Origin of the sequence: Solibacillus daqui, assembly GCF_028747805.1 — a bacterium.
GTDB lineage: Bacteria > Bacillota > Bacilli > Bacillales_A > Planococcaceae > Solibacillus > Solibacillus daqui.
On record NZ_CP114887.1, the window covers coordinates 1430070 to 1449890 of the forward strand.

Below are 19821 nucleotides of genomic sequence, written 5' to 3' on the forward strand. Positions count from 1 at the left end.
ATTATTTTTCACTTTATTGCGTTCATACGTTACGCTATTATAGTTAAGTAGGGAATTACAAGCGGGAAGTACAAAGGAGAATAGTTTTATGTCAACATGGATTGGAATCGACACAGGGGGTACGTTGACAAAGCTTGCGTATTTAAATGAACAACAAGAGCTTACATTAACAGTCTTTCCATCAAATGAAATGGATCTAGTAAAACAATGGTTAGAGCAGCATCCTCAAGTAGAAGAAATCGGGTTAACAGGTGGACGTACAGAGCAATTACGAGACGTGTTAAAAACGATGAAATCGATTGAATATATTGTAGAATTTGAAGCAACATTAAAAGGCGTGCGCTACTTATTGGAAAAAGAGGGCCATACAATCGAACAAAGTATTATTACAAATATTGGAACAGGCACCTCGATTCACTATATGGACGGTAATCAGCATATGCGTGTTGGTGGTACAGGTATTGGTGGTGGTACATTAATCGGTTTAGCTACAATTATGACGGGAATTTCAGACTTTGAAGAAATTAAATCGCATGCTTCCCTTGGACAGCGTGGAGGAATTGATTTACTCGTCAAAGATATTTATCAAGGTATGGATACGCCGATTGATGGCAACTTAACGGCAAGTAATTTCGGGAAAGTGGGTATTACAGAACAACTTGATTTTGCTCAAAATGACATACTTGCGACAACACAAGGACTAGTCGGTGAAGTCATTACAACGTTAAGTATTCAATTAGCCGATCAGCATAATGCAGAGCACATTGTTTACATAGGCTCCACATTAACTAACAATGAGCAACTCAAACAAGTCATTGAACATTACACCGTCTTAAAAAAGCATACACCGATTTTCTTATCAGATTGCGGGTTTTCAGGCGCTATTGGGGCACTTCAAAATATTCGCGAGCATAATAAACAATAATTCGAAAGCATTTAAACTAATTCATTTAGTTTATGTGCTTTTTTTGTACTTTACAAAAAACTTCGAGAGGCGTAATATTAACTAAGTAAATAATATTTAACTAGGTAAATAATTAGGGGTGATTACGATGAATCCACTATTTCATATGTTTTTCCAAAAAAACCGGCAGTTAGTCAATCATTTAAATGAAGCATTAAAGGAACACGGACTTTTTCATTCACAGTGGTCAATTCTGTTTTTGCTACATAAAAATGGACCGATGTCGCTAACGGAAATTTGGAAGTATTTAAACGTTGAAGCACCGACGATTACACGCACGGCAACACGCTTACAAACGTTAGGCTGGATTGTACGAGTAGAGGGAGCCGATAAACGAGAGAAAATTATTGCATTATCTGATTTTGCAAAGGAGCAATTTCCGCATGTAGAGGCATCCGTTTTAGCGTTCGAAGCCAAAATCACACAGCAGCTATCACAGCAAGAAGAGCAGCAGTTAATGGAACTATTAAAAAAGTTAGAAGGTTAATGAAATGGAACAAAAAATATTTACAAAACGATTTATAAGCCTATTTTTTACGAATATGGCTGTATTTTTCGTGTTTTATGGTCTCGTGACGACATTGCCACTATATGCAATGGGCGTATTAGGGAAGTCCGATGACGCATCAGGATTACTGGTTACTGTCTTTCTACTATCTGCGATTTTCATGCGCCCATTCAGTGGTAAATTACTCGATATGTTTGGGAAAAAACGATTATTAGTAGTGAGTATCGTGTTTTATTTGCTAAGTACGGTGCTGTATGTATTTTTTAAACCATATGTGCTACTGCTTGCGTTACGTTTTTTCCAAGGGATTTGGTTTAGTATTGCAACAACAGCGGCTGGTTCGCTTGCTGTGGATATTATACCTGCAAACCGAAAAGGGGCGGGGCTGGGTTATTTTACAATGTCAACAAATTTAGCGGTTGTATTAGGGCCGTTTGTCGGATTACTCATTGTGCAATATGCGAATTTTGATGTGTTGTTTATTGTGCTGTCTGTTATTGTCATGATTGGAGCGCTGCTTGCCGTTACTGTACAAACAAATGATTTACCGAAGCCAGCACATGTTGAGCGAAATTTTAAATTCGGTTTTCATGATTTGTTTGAGAAAAAAGCGTTGCCTCTTGCGGCTCTTGCTAGTTTAATTGCCTTTGCTTATGCGAGTGTTCTGTCGTTTTTATCGGTATATGCAGAGCAACAAAATTTACTCGCCGCAGCAAGCTATTTTTATGCGGTATTTGCGGCAGCGATGATTTCGATTCGACCACTTACGGGTAAAATATACGATACGCTCGGTGCAAAATTTGTTATCATTCCGTCTTTCGTTTTATTTACGATTGGGCTCGTGATTTTAGCAAATGCTAGTAATACGTGGATCTTTTTAATTTCGGCTGTATTTATTGGTGCGGGCTACGGCACACTAACGACAAGTTTTCAGTCATTATGTATTCAGTCGACATCCCCCGAGCGCACTGGCTACGCGACGGCTACTTATTTCACGCTATTTGATACAGGTATTGCGCTCGGCTCCTATGTGCTTGGGATTATCGCGGTTTCATTAAGCTACGCAACGGTGTATTATTTATCGGCATTTTTACTAGTAATTGTTTTTGTGGTGTATATACTGTTTTTTGTACGTAGTAAAAGAATGGGATAATGTAAAAACGGGCAACGACTTGTTTGCCCGTTTAGTTTTTGGTGGATAGGAAAGTATAACTTGTTTCAGGGAAATCCACATAAGAAAGACATCATTTCGCGCTATTTGGCACGAAATGTGTTTTTCTAATTTTTTAAAATTGCTTCACGTGCGAGTGCATCAGCAGCCTTGTTTTCTTTGTCTGGAATCCATTTAATGAAAAAAAGTTCGAATTCGTCGATGAGTTGTAAGGCTTGTTCTAAAAACGGCTTAAACTCTTCGTTTTTTACGTAGCGTTTATCGACTGAGCTCACGACAATTTTAGAATCTGAGTGAAGCCATACAAAATTCGTTTTGAGCTTTTTCGCTTCCTCTAAACCACGAACGAGCGCGGTAAATTCGGCGATATGATTGTTCGTCATGCCGATTGCTTCATTTAATTTAATAAGATGACCTTCGCCTTTAATAAAGATGCCAATGCCACTCGGACCAGGATTACCGGCACTCGCACCATCAATATATACTTCTAACATGAAGAATGCTCCTTTACGTTACTGATTTTAGTATAGCAAATGGGCGGCAGTTGGAGAAATCAAAAAAATAGCGTACAATAGGGAAACAGCTTTAAGGAGGTTCGATACGTGAATAAAATAAACGTAATGAAAGATATAGATGAGTTGACGGATACCTATTGTGTCGATTGCCTTGTAATTCGTGATTTACGAAAAAAGCGAGGAAAGCAGGGTGCTCATCTTTTTTGTATAGAAAGCTGTACAGTGGGGGAGCAACTTCAATTTTTAGGCCAAGAAATAATGAAGTTTAGTGATAAATAATAATTTTTTAACATTAATATAACTATTGAAAATAGTTTTTTTATATATTAAAGGGAAACAGTCCACCAATTGCTGCCAATAGTAGCTGCTGGTGGGCTTTTTTTTTTGAGGGATTAACTTTTTCGCGGGAATACAAATGAAAATAACAACAATTAGCACTATTTTGGCACGGTTCTACATTTAAAAAGCAAAAACCGTTTTTAGAAAACAAGTAGCTTTCCAAAAACGGTTTTAATTTGGGAACTATTAGTTAGCCCCTACTTTTACTAACTGCTTGTCTTCGTGGAAAGCCGTTAGCTCTTGGTGGTATTTGTTTAATGATGATGCTGAAATGCCAAAGCTTTCAGCAATATCTTTTACCGTGAATTTTTGACCTAATAAGTCGTGGTCTTGACCGAAGCGGATGGCACCTGCAGCAATTGCCCCAGCTTTACGAGCAGATGGTTCTTTTTCCACTAGGTAATCTTCAACAATTGCAACAAAGCTGTCATTGTCGATACCTTTGTCAGCCATGAAAGCTTTTAATTGCTCAACAACCTCTTGTTCGAATGGCGTGAACTCTTCGCCCTCGTAGCCATTTTCCACTAAACCTTCCCATAGTAATAGGTGATTTTCTTTTGTGAATTGCTCCACGCTTAGGCCGCTCTTTTTGTAAGCAGCTGTGAATTCTTCAAATGAAATCGCATGCTCTTTGTGGAAGAAAATTAATGTAGAAACCGCTAATACATGGTTTTCCTTGTTTGTACCATCTGGCAGTAGGAATGCAAATACACGCATGCCAAGAGGGATTGGTTTAGGGCTTTCTTTTTTGATGTTGTATACTGTGCCATCCATCGCTGAAACCGCTGTGAAGTATTCATCTTCTACCGTTTCAACTGTGCCGATAAAGAATGTTGGTTTTTCCCACGTTTTTAAAAGCTCGATCATAGATGGGCGAACCGTTTTCTTCGACATTTTTGCTAAGTAATTTGTCCAAATTTCAGGGCGCTTATGGAAGAAAAATTCATCTAATGCAACAGCTTCTACTAATTCTTTTTGTAACTTTGACTCTAGTTTTGGTGCCCAAGCTTGTACTAGCTCGATAAACTCACGAATGTCTTTTCTCTCTGGATAGCTCGTATAGAAAGTTTGTAGTACGTTTTCAATTTCTTCTTGGAAAATTGTTGTAGAAGTTGTTTGAGTTTTACCTTCACAACACTTCTTGTATTTTTTTCCGCTATTGCATGGGCATGGGTCATTTCGTCCAACCATTGTAACACTTCCTTTAATACAACTTGTTAAATACTTGTGGTGCAAGCATTGCTATTCTTAATAATACCGTCAGAATGTTATTAAGAAAACTGATTATCTATTGCAAACAATCAGAAAATAGCGCTTTTTTAATTATAGTAAATAATGAATAGAAATAGAACTAAAAAGTAAAATAAATAGGACATAGCGAGATTATGCTATGCCCATAATATATAAATTACGCATTGGCATAATTTATGTCCAGATTTATTCGAGCTTAGGGCCACAGGGAGTGAGTCAGTAAGCCGTTGTCACAGGGTGTAATGCTTTTAGGCTGACATCCTCTTAAAAACCCTTCAAAAAATCTGAGACATCTGCCAGAGGCTTAAAATCTATTAGCTATTTTTTATCAGTCGCTAATAGATTCTAGATAGAAGATTGTGATTCCAATTGCGCCAATTTTTTGGCTGACGAAAATTGTTCAAGCTGTGCAACAAAGTTTCCGATTAAAATGAATGCGCCACCGATGAGTAGTTGGGTTGTTAATCCTTCACCAAGGAAAATGACTGCAAACATAGCGGCGAAAATTGGTTCTAATGAGAAAATTAGCCCTGTATGAGTAGGGGATGTGTACTGTTGTAATACAGCTTGTGCAACGAAACAAAATGCTGTACAAATGACACCTAATCCTAAAATTGCTACCCAACCAAGTGATGTTGTCGGTAATTTTGGTGTTTCCAGTGCCAGAGTAAAAATTGCGCCAAGTACACCTGCCACACCTAATTGATAAACGCCGTAAGAAATGGATTCAACATCCTTCGTGAATTTGCTATTTAAAATTAAATAAATTGAATAGCCAACCGCTGCAATTGCAACTAAAATATCACCAGTTTGGAAAGCTAATGATTCGTTATATGTTAAAATAGTAATCCCAATCATCGTTGCTACAATAGCAAAACTTACAGCGCGTGATGGCAAGCGCTTATCTAAAAAACTAGTGAAGATTGGCACTAATACTACAGTTAAGCTTAAAATAAAGCCTGCATTTCCAGCAGATGTTGTTTTTAAGCCGAATAATGAAAGTGCAAAAACTGTGAATAATAAAATGCCTTGAATGGATGCATAATAAATTGTTTTTTTCGTTACGCGCAACATCTTTGGTAAAAAGATTAGCCCTGCAATAATAAATGCGATGATGCATCGAAGTGCAATTACATTATACGCTTCTAATACTTCTAAACCAATCACCATGAACGTATAGGAAAGACCCCAAAACAATGTCACGATCACCATCAAAATATTTGCTTTACCTTGTAAACTCAAAGATGTCACCACATTTCGTTAAAATAATGTTTTTTGTTAGCTAAACCAATTATTTAGCACTGTTATAATACACTATAAACTGGATGTTGTGATTAGTAAAACGAATGTTTATAATGATAAATATGAAAAAAATTCATGTCTAAAAGATTAAATTGGGGTAAATTGAAATGAGTATAGTGAAATATGAAATTTTAAATAAAGTTGCAGAGGTACAAAGTTTTACAAAAGCTGCGGAACTACTTGGTTTGACGCAATCTGCAATTAGTCATGCGATTTCTAGCCTTGAAAAAGAGTTTGGTTTTAATTTAATTCACCGCAATCGAAATGGTGTCAAGTTGACGGAGGATGGGCAAGAAATGTTAATTGAAATGCGAAAAGTTTTGACCGCACAAGAGCATCTTCAGCAGGCTGCCTCAAATATTTTAGGGGTAAATAAAGGGACTGTAAGAATTGGCTTAATTTCGACCATTTCAACCCATTGGATGCCGAATATTATTCCGATTATGGATTCACTTTATCCTGGAATAAGAATTGAGCTACGTGAAGGGGATTATTATGAAATTGAGCAGTGGCTTTTGAATGGTGAAGTGGATTGTGGCTTTTTAAACCGTACAAGCTCGAAGCAATTTGATTTTTTACCATTAAAGCGCGATCCACTATTATGTATTGTCTCAAATGAAAGTCCACTATATGATAATACTGCAATTGATTTATTAGAAATTGAAAACCTGCCATTTATTATGCCGTCCTATAAAGGAACAAACGATGTTATATCGAATTTTGAAAAGTACGGCATTCGTCCGAATATTCGTTTTGAATTATTCGATGAAAAGGCGATTGTAGCAATGGTAGAGCATAATTTGGGAATTAGTATTTTGCCGGAAATGGCCGTTGCAATGTTGCCGCAAAATGTGAAAGCGGTACCATTGTTACAGGAAAGCTTTCGTACAATAGGATTATCAACAAAACAAAAATTATCACCGGCGTCGAAAAAATTTGTTGAAGTATTAGAGCAATGGCTGGCGTCAGTTAAACAATAGTGGGGGATATGAATGTTATCAGGGAAAAAGATATTAATTACTAGTGGGGGTACATTTGAAAAGTGGGATAATGTGCGTGGCCATACGAATTTATCGAAAGGAACTATGGGCTGCTATTTAGCAGAGGCGGCCTATGCAAAAAATGCAGAAGTCATCTATATGCACGGGATTTTCACACAATTACCGGAGCATAAGGAGCAAATGCGACTTGTAAAATTTGAAGGAATTGAGGATTTAGGGCAGACATTAAAGCAAATTGTCGAAACGGAGCACATTGATTATGTTATTATGGCAGTCGCTGGCTCTGATTGGATAATCGACAAAGTGTTTGACCAATCAGGGAATGAGCTTACGGAAAAAGGAAAAATGCCATCTGATGAACCACCGATTATTCACTTTAAAAAGGCGCCGAAAATTTTAGCGCAAGTGAAAAATTGGGCACCGAATACGACACTAATCGGCTTTAAATTAGAAGCGACGGAAGATGAACAATTTTTAATCGAACGTGCTACAACGCGAATGCAAGCAGCTAACGCAGATTATATGGTTGCGAACAGTTCAAAATCATTGTACGGTGCGATGGAACCACATTTGATTATTTCTAAAACTGGAGCTGCTATAAAAAGAGACGGCAAAGAGGACGCTGCTAAGGCACTAATGGACTTATTAAAATAAGAGAGCCATATTTGACACAAGTTTATGATATAATTGGAATATTCTCTTTATTTAAACGAGGTGTTAGACATGTCGATTCAATCAGTAAAGGCGTATTTTGAAACGCAAGGAAGATTACAGGACGTACTTGAATTTACCGAAAGTAGCGCAACCGTGGAGCAAGCGGCTAATGTGCTAAATGTTATACCTGCTCGTATTGCCAAAACATTATCCTTCCATAGTTCTGATGATAAGGGATTACTAGTTGTTGCGGCAGGGGATGCGAAAATTGATAATAGTAAATTTAAGCAACAATTTGGCTTAAAGGCGAAAATGCTTGATTTTGAAACAGTAGCAGTCTTAACGGGGCATCCTGTAGGTGGTGTTTGTCCATTTGCGTTAGAGAATGATTTATCAGTATTTTTAGACGTGTCGTTAAAGCGTTTTACGACCGTTTTTCCGGCTTGTGGCAGTGCCAATTCTGCGATAGAGCTAACATGTGATGAATTAGAGCGTTATACAGTTGCTAGCACTTGGGTTGACGTTTGTAAAGCTTGGCAGGAGACGGAGGACTAGGAAATGTATCTATTTGATCATGTTGTCCATTTTGTAGAAAAGCCAGAGTTTGCAGTCGAACGTTTGCAAAATGAAGGCATTCACACCGTTATGGGCGGTAAACACGAAATGTGGGGTACATATAACGCGCTAAGCTATTTTGATTTAAGCTACATAGAGTGTATAGGCATTTTTGATGAAGCCTTATTTGAGCAGGCAGCGGGCGAGAAATATTCTTTACATGCAAGCTTTGCCAATCGTCGCCAAGTTGGGTTAAAACGCTTTGCGATTCGAACAACGACGATTGAACAAGATGCAAAAAAATTTACTGAAGCAGGTCTAGAAGTATTTGGACCAACTCAATATTCAAGAACACGTGAAGATGGTTCAGTAGTTCGTTGGCAATTATTATATGTGGGTTATCCAAAATCAACAATCGAATTTCCATTTTTCATTCAGTGGGACGAGGATGATGAACAGCGCCGTAGCTTACTTACTGAGCAAGGAGTACTGGCAACACATCAATCTGGGGACTTACAATTAGCAGAACTCCATTTTGTCGTACCAAATTTTGTCGCGGTCACGCAAATGGCAACACTTTGCGAGGCAACTGTAGTAGAACATACTAAAATTGAAGACAATGTTCAAAGTATGACGGTGAAATTACCGAATATTGAACTCGTATTCCAATGTCCTATAGGTATTGGACGCGTATGGGATTATATGCTTGACCATGGTTATGGCATACAAAAGCTTGTGTTGACAGGGGCAAAAGTTAGCGAAACGATTGAGTATGACGGCGCTACATATGAAATGTCAACACGATAATACATATTAAAGGAGCATATTCATGGCAAATTTAACGAAGCAAGAGGCATTACAAGCATTAAACAACAGCGAATTTGTAGGTTTTACTACGGCAACAGGAAACGTAATTGTAAAAAAATCGAATCGCACAGATTACGATATTTTTGTCTATGAGGAAGGTAATGATGAGCCTTCCCACTATATTGGTAAAATTACAAATGTATTAGCAACTTTTAATGATAAAAAAAGTAACAAGGACTTTGTGATAGTAGAGAAATAAAAAAAAGCTGTAAACGGCCATTGTGCGCGTTTACGGCTTGATTTATTTTTTCATGACATTCGCAGCTTGTGCACCGCGTACGCCGTCAATAACTTCAAATTCTACGGCCTGTCCTTCATCTAACGTACGGAAGCCTTCCTCTTTTATGCCAGTAAAGTGTACGAATACATCTTCGCCATTGTCACATTCTATAAATCCATACCCTTTCTCATTGTCGAACCATTTTACAGTGCCTTGGTGCATTCGCCATCTCCTCCGATACTGTCAAAATTCAATTGAAAACGCAAAGTTACAGAATATTACGAATAAACTATATAATAAATATGCGATTGATGTCAATAATTTGTCGATTTAACATAGGATTTTTGTTTATCAACATAGACAAAACAGACTATAATAAGAAGCAACTATGATAGAAAGTAGGGTAAATCATGACAACTACGACGAAACCTTTGACTGATATTGAAATTGCAAACGAAGCGACAATGAAACCGATTGTGGAAATTGCAGAAAAAGCGGGTATTCCGTTAGATGCAGTGGAGCAATACGGACGCTTTAAAGCAAAAATTGACACTAGCAAAGTATTAGGCGATGCAAATGCCAAAGTCATTTTAGTTACAGCAATTAGCCCGACTCCAGCGGGCGAGGGAAAATCAACTGTAACTGTTGGCTTAGCAGATGCCTTACATCAATTAGATAAAAGTGTTATGGTAGCTTTACGTGAACCATCATTAGGTCCTGTAATGGGTGTAAAAGGTGGTGCAACAGGTGGTGGTTACGCTCAAGTATTGCCAATGGAGCAAATTAATCTTCATTTCAATGGGGACTTCCATGCGATCACAACAGCGAACAATGCGCTTTCAGCATTAATCGACAACCATCTTCACCAAGGCAATGCGCTAAACATCGACCCACGCCGTATTATATGGAAGCGTGTATTAGATTTAAACGACCGCGCATTACGTCATGTGACAGTTGGTTTAGGTGGCCCATTACAAGGTGTTCCACGTGAAGATGGCTTCGATATTACGGTTGCGTCTGAAATCATGGCGATTTTCTGTTTAGCGACAAGCATTCAGGACTTAAAGGAACGTTTAAAACGTATATTAATTGGCTACACATATGACCGTCAGCCAGTAACAGTTGGCGATTTGCAAGTAGAAGGTGCGTTAACGTTAATTTTAAAGGAAGCATTAAATCCTAACTTAGTACAAACAATCGAAGGTACGCCGGCATTAATTCATGGTGGCCCATTTGCGAACATCGCGCACGGCTGTAACTCAATTATCGCAACACAAACTGCGCGTAAATTGGCAGACATTGTCATTACAGAGGCAGGTTTTGGTTCAGATTTAGGGGCAGAAAAATTCCTAAATATTAAAGCACGTGAAGCAGGGTTTAAACCAAGCGCTGTTGTTATTGTTGCGACAATTCGTGCACTTAAAATGCACGGCGGCGTAGCAAAAACGGAGTTAGTTGCTCAAAATGTAGAGGCATTGAGAGTTGGAATTGCAAACTTAGCACAGCATGTTGCAAACGTTCGTAATTTTGGTTTGGAGCCTGTCATCGCATTAAATCGTTTTATTACAGATACGGAAGCTGAGTTAGCCTGCGTATTAGAATGGGCTCAGGCAAATGAAGTTCGAATCGCTCGTACAAATGTGTGGGAAGAGGGCGGAAAAGGCGGAATTGAGCTAGCAAAACAAGTGCTGGAAGTAATTGAGCAGCCCAACGATTTCCATCAATTATATGAGCTACAAGAAACTGTTGAACAAAAGTTAACAAAAATTGTACAACAGGTGTATGGTGGAACAGGCGTAATATTAACAGACGCGGCGAAAAAACAATTAACAACGATTGAAAAAAATGGCTGGGATAACTTGCCGATTTGTATGGCAAAAACGCAATATTCATTATCGGATCAACCAAGCTTACTCGGACGCCCAACAGATTTTGTCGTAACAATTCGCGAAATTATTCCAAAACTTGGTGCAGGATTCTTAGTGTGCTTAACTGGTGACATTATGACAATGCCAGGTTTACCAAAACAACCAGCAGCTTTACGTATGGACGTAGCTGAAGACGGTAGCGCCGTTGGGTTATTCTAATTAACAAAAAAACGTATTCGTGTAAATATCGCGAATACGTTTTTTTATGCTTTACCATTAGTCAATTTATTCAAATCCTTTTTAGAACATTAAACCGAAGAAGTGTGTGATTACCATATATGCACAACTTGCTCCATAAACAGCTGAACCGATTAAAATTGGTGAGATTACTAATAATCCTTTACGTTCTTTGTCACTCATAACATGTGGTTGTTGTATTTGAATAGCTCTCATAATAAACACTCCCTTTTTCTACTTTATGTCTTCTTATTGCTATTATATGTCTTGATTTTATAAAAATCAATATAAATGTTCACATTTCCGACAAAAAAGTTGTTTAAAGTACAAAAATGATTATTTAGCGAGTATTTTATGGTTGACTAATGGATTTGTACCAAATTCGAATTTATTATCCAACTGAGTAAGCTGCATAATTAATCGAAATTGTTATGACTAATGATAAAGACATACATTATTTATTATGTTTAATCAGTTGCACAAAAATGCATATTGGATGTTTTACTTATGAAAAAATGAAATCGGCTATATATGGTGATGAATCCCTAAATTCAAATCTCGCTAATGGGAATATTTAAATATGGATGTTATTCGGTGGAGCTGCATACCTTTAAATAATAAGAAGGACTATAGATAAAATGATGATTATTAATGATAAATATCCGATATTCACAAAATTAATTGTTTATTAATCCGGTAAATAAAGACTATTTAAAAAAATGAAAGATGGCCATTGATAAAAATCCTCAAATATTGCAATGATTTTTCAAGTTTATGAGATGTTGATCTTTGTTTTTTTCAAGCAGCTAAAGAATTGCAATGGTGGATTAATTAAGCGGAAAAAAAAAAAGGGGGATTTTTTTGCAACGTGAATTATTGGAGAAAGATGCGATTTTGCTCCAGCAAGATGCAGCTAGTTGGGAAGATGCAATAAAAAAAGCGGGGCAACTTTTGATAGATACAGGAAAAATTCGGGAAAGTTATATCGAGGCAACGATTCGCAATATTCATGAATTAGGACCATATATTTTAATTGCACCAAATGTAGCATTACCGCATTCGCGACCTGAAGATGGGGTGCTTGAACAAGGGATTTCAGTATTAACGCTAAGAAAAAGTGTGGAATTTGATTCTGAAAAACCATTTCAACTTGTAATTTGTTTAGCAGCAGTTGATGAAAACTTACACATTGAGATGCTCCAAAAAATTGCAGAAGTTATTGCAGACGAGGCGTTAGTGAACAAATTATTATCATCTACTTCTGTGGATGAAGTATACAAAATGTTCAACGGGGGAGGTGAGTTAAATTAAGATTTTAGCAGTATGCGGTATGGGCTTTGGCTCTTCAATGATGTTAAAAATGACAATCGAAAAAGTATTAAAGGAAAAAGGCATCAAAGCAGATGTTCAAACGACTGATTTTAGTACTGCGGGTAGTGAAAAAGCAGATTTCATTTTCACAAATGAAGAATTTGGGCGACAACTAGCTGGTGGGACTGTTCCGGTAGTAGCGATTAAAAACATCGCTGACACAAAAGAAGTGCGTGAAAAGTTAGAAGCGGCATTACAATAATCTAATTTGTTTGGAGGATTTAACATGGCGTTTATTGAGTTTTTAATGAATGAGATATTAAGTATTCCGGCTGTATTAGTAGGTCTTATTGTTTTCATTGGTTTAGTTACTCAACGCGCTGATTTTTCTAAAGTTACATCTGGAACATTGAAAAGTATTATTGGTTTCTTAATTCTTGGCGCAGGTGCAAGTGTCATTGTTGGCTCTTTAGAGTCTTTAGGGGGAATCATTGAAGATCGCTTTAATATTCAAGGCGTTATTCCAAATAATGAAGCGGTAGTAGCTTTAGCGCAAAAATTATTTGGAACAGAAACAGCATTAATCATGGGATTTGGTTTTGTTATGAATATTATTTTTGCTCGTTTCACCCCGATGAAGTATATATTTTTAACAGGACACCATACATTTTTCATGGCAGCATTATTGTCCGCAGTTCTTGGTACAGCGGGGCTTGATGGTGCATGGTTAGTAATTGTTGGTTCAATTATTTTAGGGTTTTTAATGGTAGTGATGCCAGCGATTGCACAGCCATTCATGCGTCAAGTAACAGGTAATGACGACGTGGCAATGGGGCATTTCTCAACAGCAGGTTACGTTGTTGCAGGTTTAGTTGGGAAAGCAATCGGTAATAAAGAAAAGTCTACAGAGGATATCAAAATTTCGGATAAATGGGCTTTCTTAAAAGATTCTTTGCTTTCAACGGCGTTAACAATGATCGCAATCTTTGTGATTATCGCAATTTTAGCTGGATCTGAAATTGTTAACGAATATTCTGCAGGTCAAAACTTTATTATGTTTAGTATTATTCAAGGGTTAACTTTTGCAGCTGGTTTGTCCATCATTTTATTAGGGGTTCGAATGATATTAAACGAAATCGTCCCGGCGTTTAAAGGGATTGCTGATAAGTTAGTTCCGGGCGCTAAACCAGCATTAGATGTACCAATAGTATTCCCATATGCCCCAACAGCTGTATTAATAGGATTTTTATTCAGCTTTGCAGGAGGATTAGTTTCAATGGCGGTCCTTGGTGGATTGTCAATGGCATTAATCATTCCTGGTTTAGTACCGCATTTCTTTACAGGTGCAGGTGCAGGAGTATTTGGAAATGCAACGGGTGGTCGTGTAGGTGCGGCAGTAGGTGGGTTTGTAAATGGTATTTTAATTAGTTTCATCCCAGCATTTTTACTACCAGTATTAGGGGATTTAGGCTTTGCAAATACAACTTTCGGTGATACGGATTTTGGTATTATAGGAATTATTATTGGGTATATAGCTAGCCTATTTGGCTAATAGCAAAAAATTAACCTTCTTCTGAATAAAGAGGAAGGTTATTTTTTAAAGGGGATGAATGTGATGATCTCGATTCAACAACTTGAAAACCACGCAGTTAGCATCCGTCGCAAAATTATAGAAACAGCGCATTATAAAAAACAGGGTCATGTTGGAGGCTCATTGTCTGCGGTGGATATTTTGACAGTTTTATATTTTGATCAGCTGAATTTGAATGGAAATGAAATGCGTGATCGCTTTGTATTATCAAAAGGGCATGTAGCACTTGGGTTATATTGTACGTTAGCTGAACGTGGCTTAATTGAAATGGAGGAACTTAAAACATTTGATAGCTTTGATTCGCGTTTGCAGGCTCATCCGGATATGACGAGGCTTGAAAGTTTAGATATGTCGACGGGCTCATTAGGACAAGGGCTATCAACAGCTGTTGGAATGGCGATGGGAGCAAAATATTTATCACAATCATTTCATGTATTTGTACTCCTTGGTGATGGTGAGTCACAGGAAGGGCAAGTGTGGGAAGCCGCTTCTATAGCAGCACGCTACAAGTTAAACAATTTAACGGTTATTGTTGACTGCAATGGATTACAGCAATTTGGATGGTATGAAGGGAATCAAGTATTTCCGCCCGATCAACATTTACCCGAGAAATTTAAAAGTTTTGGCTTCCTTGTACAAGAGGTCGATGGTCATAGTATTGCATCGCTACAAAAAGTGCTTGAACAAAGTAAGCAAAACCGTACGAATCAACCAATAGCTATTATTGCTAAAACGGTAAAAGGTAAAGGTGTATCCTTTATGGAAAACAACTATTTATGGCATTCCAAAGCCCCAAATGACGAGGAGCTAGACCAGGCACTTCTACAGCTTGAAGTAGGTGGTGAGTGTAGATGAAAGGTGAAAGTCTTCGCAATACATTTGGCCAAGTTTTATCGCAGCTTGTACAACAAGACTCTAGAGTGGTTGCGCTGGATGGGGATTTAGGAAATTCGACTAAATTAGATCATGTGCTGATGGTTAAAGAATCTGCATTTTTCCAAATGGGAATTGCAGAACAAAATATGGTAGGTGTTGCAGTAGGGCTTGCACATGTTGGTGTTAAGCCATGGGTATGCAGTTTTGCAACCTTTTTAACGAAGAGAGCATTCGATCAAATTGTAGTCAGTGTTGCACAAACCAATGCAAATGTAAAACTAATTGGTAGCTATAGTGGCTTATTAACTAGTAATACAGGAAAATCGCACCACTCGTTGGAGGATTTAACCATGTTTTCTACAATTCCAAATATGAGTGTCATTGCACCGGCTGATGCACAAGAGTTAGCTAGTGCAATGAAAATAATGTACGAAACAGATGGACCCATGTATTTGCGTGTATCTCGTGACGAGACCATTCCGCCTTTTTTAGGTGGAGAGCCGTTTCAGTTAGGGAAAGGAAGAGTTTTGGCAGATGGCGGTCCTATACTTGTAGTGTCTACAGGGACCATGACCTATCAAGTGAAGCTTGCCTTGGAGCAACTTCAAACGAACATGGTGACACATCTACATATGCCATCGATTAAGCCCTTTGACACGAAGCTATTATTAGAGCATGCAGCTTTGTGTACACAAGTAGTAACCGTGGAAGAACATTATATTCGTGGTGGCTTAGGTGGTATTGTAGCAGAAATTTTAAGTGAACAAAATCCAAAGTATGTAACACGCATAGGTGTGAAGGATGCGTTTTCAGGATGTGGCACAGATGCTGAACTTTTAGAGGCTAATGGTTTAAGTGCAAACTGTATAGCTGAAACAATAAAAAAATTATTAGCGAAATGAGGGATCAGTATAAATAAAACGTATACAATTCCATTTTCAGAAGGGCTACATGCTCGTCCGGCTTCGCAGTTTGTGCAGTTAGTGAAAGATTTTTCAGGAGATGTGCAAATTGACAAAGAAGGTAAACGTGTCAATGGCAAAAGCATGATTTATATCATGACGTTAGGTGCAAAAAAAGGCGATAAATTAACGATTACTTTAACTGGAGAGGAAACAGCAGAAGTTGAACTTTTTACAAAGTTAGATGATTTTTTTCACGCTTAGATATTCTTAATAAGCATTTGTTTTGAAAATAGCGGACAACGGCAATGACAGAAACCCTAAGAATCTGTCATTGCGCGACTGCTCTAATATTGCTTTAGCAAAATATCCCCAACCTCAAATCTCGCTACCTCTTTTCTTTACCTGCTACATTATTCTGAACTCTCCCGCTCGATAAAAGCGATATCCATACTTCGCGCATTGCTGTATATCCTTTGTTTCTCTTCTGTACCGAATTTCATGGTTTCATGAATCGTGATTTCGTCATTAGCAGTTTGGAAGATGTATTTACCATAGGGAAGCTCGTAATTGTACTCGTAAATGACGGCCTGTATGTCGGTCCACATAACAATTTGCTCATTATTATAGGATTTCAAAATAATTTGTTCGTTTTGAATCGCGTTATAATTCGTTAGCGTCCAGCCACAAAAGCCGATGATTGCAATGATCATGAGTGTCGCTAGACTGTACGTAAGTTTTGTATGCTTTAATGCCAGTAAGATCAGTGTAGCAACGATCAAAACAAGCGAAGTAAGTGAAATGATTAAGTTGTTTTTCGGTGTCAGTAAGACGATGTTGTCTTTACTAAAATGCAATGTCTCGGTCATAACAGTCGGTAAGAAAAAAGCGAAAATAATGCCTATGAATCCAACTGCAATTGCGATAATACCAATTTTGGCACGTGTTGATTTTTTATTTAACATCAAAACTCCCCCTTAAGTCATTTCCTTATATACGTATTAAAATGATGAAAGTTTCAAATATATGGAATATTATGAAAAATAGAAATCATTATCGAAACATGGGGTTCATGTGCGTTTCGGAGCATTTGCGTGCGCTTTAAGACCCGAGCCCGCGCGATTCGTGGTAAACTAAGGAAGAGAACAGTACAAATGAAAATGGTGATGAAATGAACGAACAAATTACAAAATGTGAGACACTCGTAAAAGAAATTTATGAAAAAATGGACGCAAGCCATGATTTTCAGCACATCGAACGCGTATATGAAAATGCGTTAACAATTTTAAAAGCAGAGCCGCAAGCAAACGAAAAAATCGTGCGTTTAGCGGTGTTATTACATGATGTGAGCGATTCGAAATACGCAGAGACAAAAGAGGATGAAAATCGTATTTTACAGGCGCTTAACTTAACAGACAAAGAAATCCAGCACATTCAAACGGTCATTGCTGAAGTATCGTTTAACGGTGGCAATGAGCTGCCAGCAACAACCATCGAATCAAAAATTGTGCGTGATGCCGATCGATTGGATGCGATTGGTGCGGTGGGAATCGCACGTACATTCGCTTATGGCGGGGCAAAGGGACGTAAATTGTATGATGATGCGGAGGAAGCTCGTGAAGAAATGACGTTAGAAGAGTACCGTAAAAAATCAACGGCCAGCGTCACACATTTTTATGAAAAGCTCCTCTTATTAAAGGATTTAATGGTGACAGAAAGAGGGCGCGAAATGGCTGAAGGGCGTCATGCATTTATGGTACAATTTTTACAGCAGCTTAAAAAAGAAAGAGACGGGATTTCATGAGTCATTTAATCGTATCAAATTTAACAAAAACAGTTGGCGATAAAACGCTATTTCAAAATATTGAATTTACTATTTATGAAGGGGAGCGCGCAGGTCTAATCGGGATTAACGGCACAGGGAAATCGACACTATTATCCATTTTAGCTGGTATACAGGATGCGGATGCTATTGAGCTTGACCACCCAAATAAATACCGTATTGCTTATTTAGAGCAAGACCCACAGTTTGAAGCAAATGTAACGGTATTACAGGCAGTGTTCAGTGGGGATTCGCCAATTTTACAATTAAACCGTCAATATGAGGATATTGTAACGGCACTTGCGAATGATCCAACATCCGAAAAGCTACAAAATGAATTGTTCCGCCTACAGCAGCAAATGGACACGGACAATGCATGGGATGTAAACGCATTAGCAAAACAAGCGTTAACAAAGCTTGGCATTGATATGTTTGATAAGGAAGTAACTTCTTTATCTGGTGGTCAGCAAAAGCGTGTGGCCCTCGCAAAAGTATTAATTGAACCAGCAGATCTCTACTTATTAGACGAGCCTACCAACCATCTGGACGTCGCATCAACGGAGTGGCTACAAGAAATGGTATCGCGTTTAAAAGGCGCGGTGATTTTCATTACCCATGACCGATATTTTTTAGATGAAACGGCAACACATATATACGAATTAGCGGATCAAACATTATACCGCCATATTGGTTCATACGGAGATTACTTAGAAGCACGTGCGATTCGTGAGGAAATGCAAGCAGCAACACAAGCAAAATTACGCAATCGTTATCGTTCTGAATTACAGTGGATTCGCCGCGGTGCAAAGGCACGAACAACAAAACAAAAAGCTCGTATTCAGCGCTTTGAGGCATTGGATGATTCGATTGATCGTTCAGGTGAGCAAACAGATCTTGAAATGAACTTAGCTACATCACGTCTTGGCAAAAAGGTGTTGGAGTCAGATGGCATTACAAAAGCTTATGGCGACCGCACAATTATTAAAGATTTCAGCTTTTTACTACAGCAAGGGGACCGTTTTGGCATTATCGGTGCGAACGGTTACGGGAAGTCAACATTACTAAACATGCTTGCTGGCGAAATCGAGCCAGATCAAGGCGAAGTAGTTGTAGGTTCTACAGTTAAACGTTTACACTTTAAGCAGGCATTACCGGCGATGAACGAAAAAGCGCGTATGATTGACTATGTGCGTGAAGCATCGAATGATATTACCGATGCAAACGGTGAACGTTTTTCTGCATCACAAATGCTAGAACGCTTCTTATTCCCGTTAAATGTACATGGCACACCAATTAGTAAGCTTTCAGGTGGCGAGCGTAAACGTCTACATTTACTGCGCTTACTTATGGAGCAACCGAACGTGCTATTACTAGACGAGCCGACGAATGATTTAGATATCGAAACGCTAGGTGTATTAGAAGACTTTATCGAAAATTTCCCAGGCGTTGTTATTACAATTTCACATGACCGTTTCTTCTTAGATCGTATTGCGAAAAAGCTTTGGATTTTAGATGGGCAGGGCGGAGTGTCAGAAAGCCTGGATGTTTACACAGACTATCTAGCGAAAAAAGAAATTGAGCAGCAACAAGTCGCAAAAGAAGTGAAACAAGAAAAACCGAAAGCCGAAAAGCCAAAATCCGAAAAGAAAAAGCTATCATTCAAAGAGCAAAAGGAATGGGAGACAATTTCGGATGACATTGCCAAAATGGAAGAAAAAATCATGCAGACGGAAGAAGAAATTTCTACAGCTGGCTCAGATTTTACAAAGCTTCAGCAATTAACGGGAGATTTAGAAACTTACAATAGCGAATACGAGCAATTAATTGAGCGTTGGAGCTATTTGGACGAAATTGTAAATGGATAGGA

Annotated in this window: 24 protein-coding genes; 18 read left to right on the top strand and 6 right to left on the bottom strand. The window is 38.2% G+C overall.

What is annotated here, in order from left to right:
- The first annotated feature begins 88 nt into the window (after positions 1 to 88).
- The 3 genes from coaW (at position 89) to O7776_RS06780 (ending at position 2625) form a co-directional block, all read left to right on the top strand.
- Positions 89 to 925 carry a type II pantothenate kinase gene (coaW, locus tag O7776_RS06770; RefSeq protein ID WP_241368406.1) on the top strand — a complete coding sequence of 279 codons (837 nt, stop codon included), beginning with the start codon at positions 89 to 91 and terminating at the stop codon, positions 923 to 925.
- A 127-nt stretch (positions 926 to 1052) separates the two neighbouring features.
- Complete coding sequence (locus O7776_RS06775; protein WP_274309834.1) at positions 1053 to 1451, top strand: MarR family winged helix-turn-helix transcriptional regulator; 399 nt, start codon at positions 1053 to 1055, stop codon at positions 1449 to 1451.
- A gap of 4 nt (positions 1452 to 1455) precedes the next feature.
- Positions 1456 to 2625: an MFS transporter gene (locus O7776_RS06780; RefSeq protein ID WP_274309835.1), complete on the top strand. Its 1170-nt coding sequence runs from the start codon at positions 1456 to 1458 to the stop codon at positions 2623 to 2625.
- Positions 2626 to 2750: 125 nt separating this feature from the next.
- Here the strand turns inward: O7776_RS06780 and O7776_RS06785 are convergent, their stop codons facing one another.
- The gene (locus O7776_RS06785; protein WP_274309836.1) at positions 2751 to 3137 is read right to left on the bottom strand and encodes a ribonuclease HI family protein; all 387 of its coding nucleotides are present in this window, start codon (positions 3135 to 3137) and stop codon (positions 2751 to 2753) included.
- Positions 3138 to 3245: 108 nt separating this feature from the next.
- Here O7776_RS06785 and O7776_RS06790 point away from each other — a divergent pair, with 108 nt between their 5' ends.
- Positions 3246 to 3437: a zinc-finger domain-containing protein gene (locus O7776_RS06790; RefSeq protein ID WP_241368410.1), complete on the top strand. Its 192-nt coding sequence runs from the start codon at positions 3246 to 3248 to the stop codon at positions 3435 to 3437.
- 246 nt (positions 3438 to 3683) lie between these two features.
- Here the strand turns inward: O7776_RS06790 and O7776_RS06795 are convergent, their stop codons facing one another.
- On the bottom strand, positions 3684 to 4688 hold the full coding sequence (locus O7776_RS06795) for a YecA family protein (RefSeq protein ID WP_274309837.1): 1005 nt from the start codon (positions 4686 to 4688) through the stop codon (positions 3684 to 3686).
- A 405-nt stretch (positions 4689 to 5093) separates the two neighbouring features.
- A complete protein-coding gene (locus tag O7776_RS06800) occupies positions 5094 to 5990 on the bottom strand; it encodes a DMT family transporter (protein WP_274309838.1) in 897 nt (298 codons plus the stop codon).
- Between the two features lie 167 nt (positions 5991 to 6157).
- On the opposite strand from O7776_RS06800, the gene O7776_RS06805 reads away from it, so the two are divergent.
- From O7776_RS06805 to O7776_RS06825, 5 genes are all read left to right on the top strand, one after another.
- Positions 6158 to 7030 (top strand): LysR family transcriptional regulator, encoded by an 873-nt coding sequence (locus O7776_RS06805; protein ID WP_274309839.1) that lies wholly within the window; start codon positions 6158 to 6160, stop codon positions 7028 to 7030.
- A 12-nt stretch (positions 7031 to 7042) separates the two neighbouring features.
- Complete coding sequence (locus O7776_RS06810; protein ID WP_274309840.1) at positions 7043 to 7705, top strand: phosphopantothenoylcysteine decarboxylase domain-containing protein; 663 nt, start codon at positions 7043 to 7045, stop codon at positions 7703 to 7705.
- 69 nt (positions 7706 to 7774) lie between these two features.
- Positions 7775 to 8260: a YbaK/EbsC family protein gene (locus O7776_RS06815; RefSeq protein ID WP_274309841.1), complete on the top strand. Its 486-nt coding sequence runs from the start codon at positions 7775 to 7777 to the stop codon at positions 8258 to 8260.
- A 3-nt stretch (positions 8261 to 8263) separates the two neighbouring features.
- The gene (locus O7776_RS06820; protein WP_274309842.1) at positions 8264 to 9067 is read left to right on the top strand and encodes a VOC family protein; all 804 of its coding nucleotides are present in this window, start codon (positions 8264 to 8266) and stop codon (positions 9065 to 9067) included.
- A gap of 22 nt (positions 9068 to 9089) precedes the next feature.
- Positions 9090 to 9326, top strand: a complete 237-nt coding sequence (locus O7776_RS06825; RefSeq protein ID WP_274309843.1) for a hypothetical protein — start codon at positions 9090 to 9092, stop codon at positions 9324 to 9326.
- Between the two features lie 42 nt (positions 9327 to 9368).
- On the opposite strand, the gene O7776_RS06830 is transcribed toward O7776_RS06825, so the two are convergent.
- Positions 9369 to 9569 (bottom strand): cold-shock protein, encoded by a 201-nt coding sequence (locus tag O7776_RS06830; RefSeq protein ID WP_241368418.1) that lies wholly within the window; start codon positions 9567 to 9569, stop codon positions 9369 to 9371.
- Between the two features lie 188 nt (positions 9570 to 9757).
- Between O7776_RS06830 and O7776_RS06835 the strand changes: the two genes are divergently transcribed.
- On the top strand, positions 9758 to 11434 hold the full coding sequence (locus O7776_RS06835; RefSeq protein ID WP_274309844.1) for a formate--tetrahydrofolate ligase: 1677 nt from the start codon (positions 9758 to 9760) through the stop codon (positions 11432 to 11434).
- Between the two features lie 81 nt (positions 11435 to 11515).
- Here O7776_RS06835 and O7776_RS06840 read toward each other — a convergent pair whose 3' ends face one another.
- Complete coding sequence (locus tag O7776_RS06840; protein ID WP_274309845.1) at positions 11516 to 11668, bottom strand: hypothetical protein; 153 nt, start codon at positions 11666 to 11668, stop codon at positions 11516 to 11518.
- 645 nt (positions 11669 to 12313) lie between these two features.
- Between O7776_RS06840 and O7776_RS06845 the strand changes: the two genes are divergently transcribed.
- From O7776_RS06845 to O7776_RS06870, 6 genes are all read left to right on the top strand, one after another.
- Complete coding sequence (locus O7776_RS06845) at positions 12314 to 12763, top strand: PTS sugar transporter subunit IIA (protein ID WP_274309846.1); 450 nt, start codon at positions 12314 to 12316, stop codon at positions 12761 to 12763.
- A 1-nt stretch (position 12764) separates the two neighbouring features.
- On the top strand, positions 12765 to 13025 hold the full coding sequence (locus tag O7776_RS06850) for a PTS sugar transporter subunit IIB (RefSeq protein WP_274310458.1): 261 nt from the start codon (positions 12765 to 12767) through the stop codon (positions 13023 to 13025).
- A 24-nt stretch (positions 13026 to 13049) separates the two neighbouring features.
- Positions 13050 to 14315: a PTS ascorbate transporter subunit IIC gene (locus O7776_RS06855; RefSeq protein WP_274309847.1), complete on the top strand. Its 1266-nt coding sequence runs from the start codon at positions 13050 to 13052 to the stop codon at positions 14313 to 14315.
- A gap of 63 nt (positions 14316 to 14378) precedes the next feature.
- On the top strand, positions 14379 to 15209 hold the full coding sequence (locus tag O7776_RS06860; RefSeq protein ID WP_274309848.1) for a transketolase: 831 nt from the start codon (positions 14379 to 14381) through the stop codon (positions 15207 to 15209).
- Complete coding sequence (locus tag O7776_RS06865) at positions 15206 to 16132, top strand: transketolase family protein (protein WP_274309849.1); 927 nt, start codon at positions 15206 to 15208, stop codon at positions 16130 to 16132. The genes O7776_RS06860 and O7776_RS06865 overlap by 4 nt, the downstream gene beginning before the upstream one ends.
- A gap of 9 nt (positions 16133 to 16141) precedes the next feature.
- A complete protein-coding gene (locus O7776_RS06870) occupies positions 16142 to 16396 on the top strand; it encodes an HPr family phosphocarrier protein (protein WP_274310459.1) in 255 nt (84 codons plus the stop codon).
- Between the two features lie 149 nt (positions 16397 to 16545).
- Here O7776_RS06870 and O7776_RS06875 read toward each other — a convergent pair whose 3' ends face one another.
- Entirely contained in the window at positions 16546 to 17097 is a 552-nt protein-coding gene (locus tag O7776_RS06875) for a hypothetical protein (protein WP_274309850.1), read from the bottom strand.
- Positions 17098 to 17303: 206 nt separating this feature from the next.
- On the opposite strand from O7776_RS06875, the gene O7776_RS06880 reads away from it, so the two are divergent.
- Positions 17304 to 17936: an HD domain-containing protein gene (locus O7776_RS06880; protein ID WP_274309851.1), complete on the top strand. Its 633-nt coding sequence runs from the start codon at positions 17304 to 17306 to the stop codon at positions 17934 to 17936.
- Positions 17933 to 19819, top strand: a complete 1887-nt coding sequence (locus O7776_RS06885) for an ABC-F family ATP-binding cassette domain-containing protein (RefSeq protein WP_274309852.1) — start codon at positions 17933 to 17935, stop codon at positions 19817 to 19819. Before O7776_RS06880 ends, O7776_RS06885 begins: the two co-directional genes overlap by 4 nt.
- The last annotated feature ends 2 nt before the right edge of the window (positions 19820 to 19821 follow it).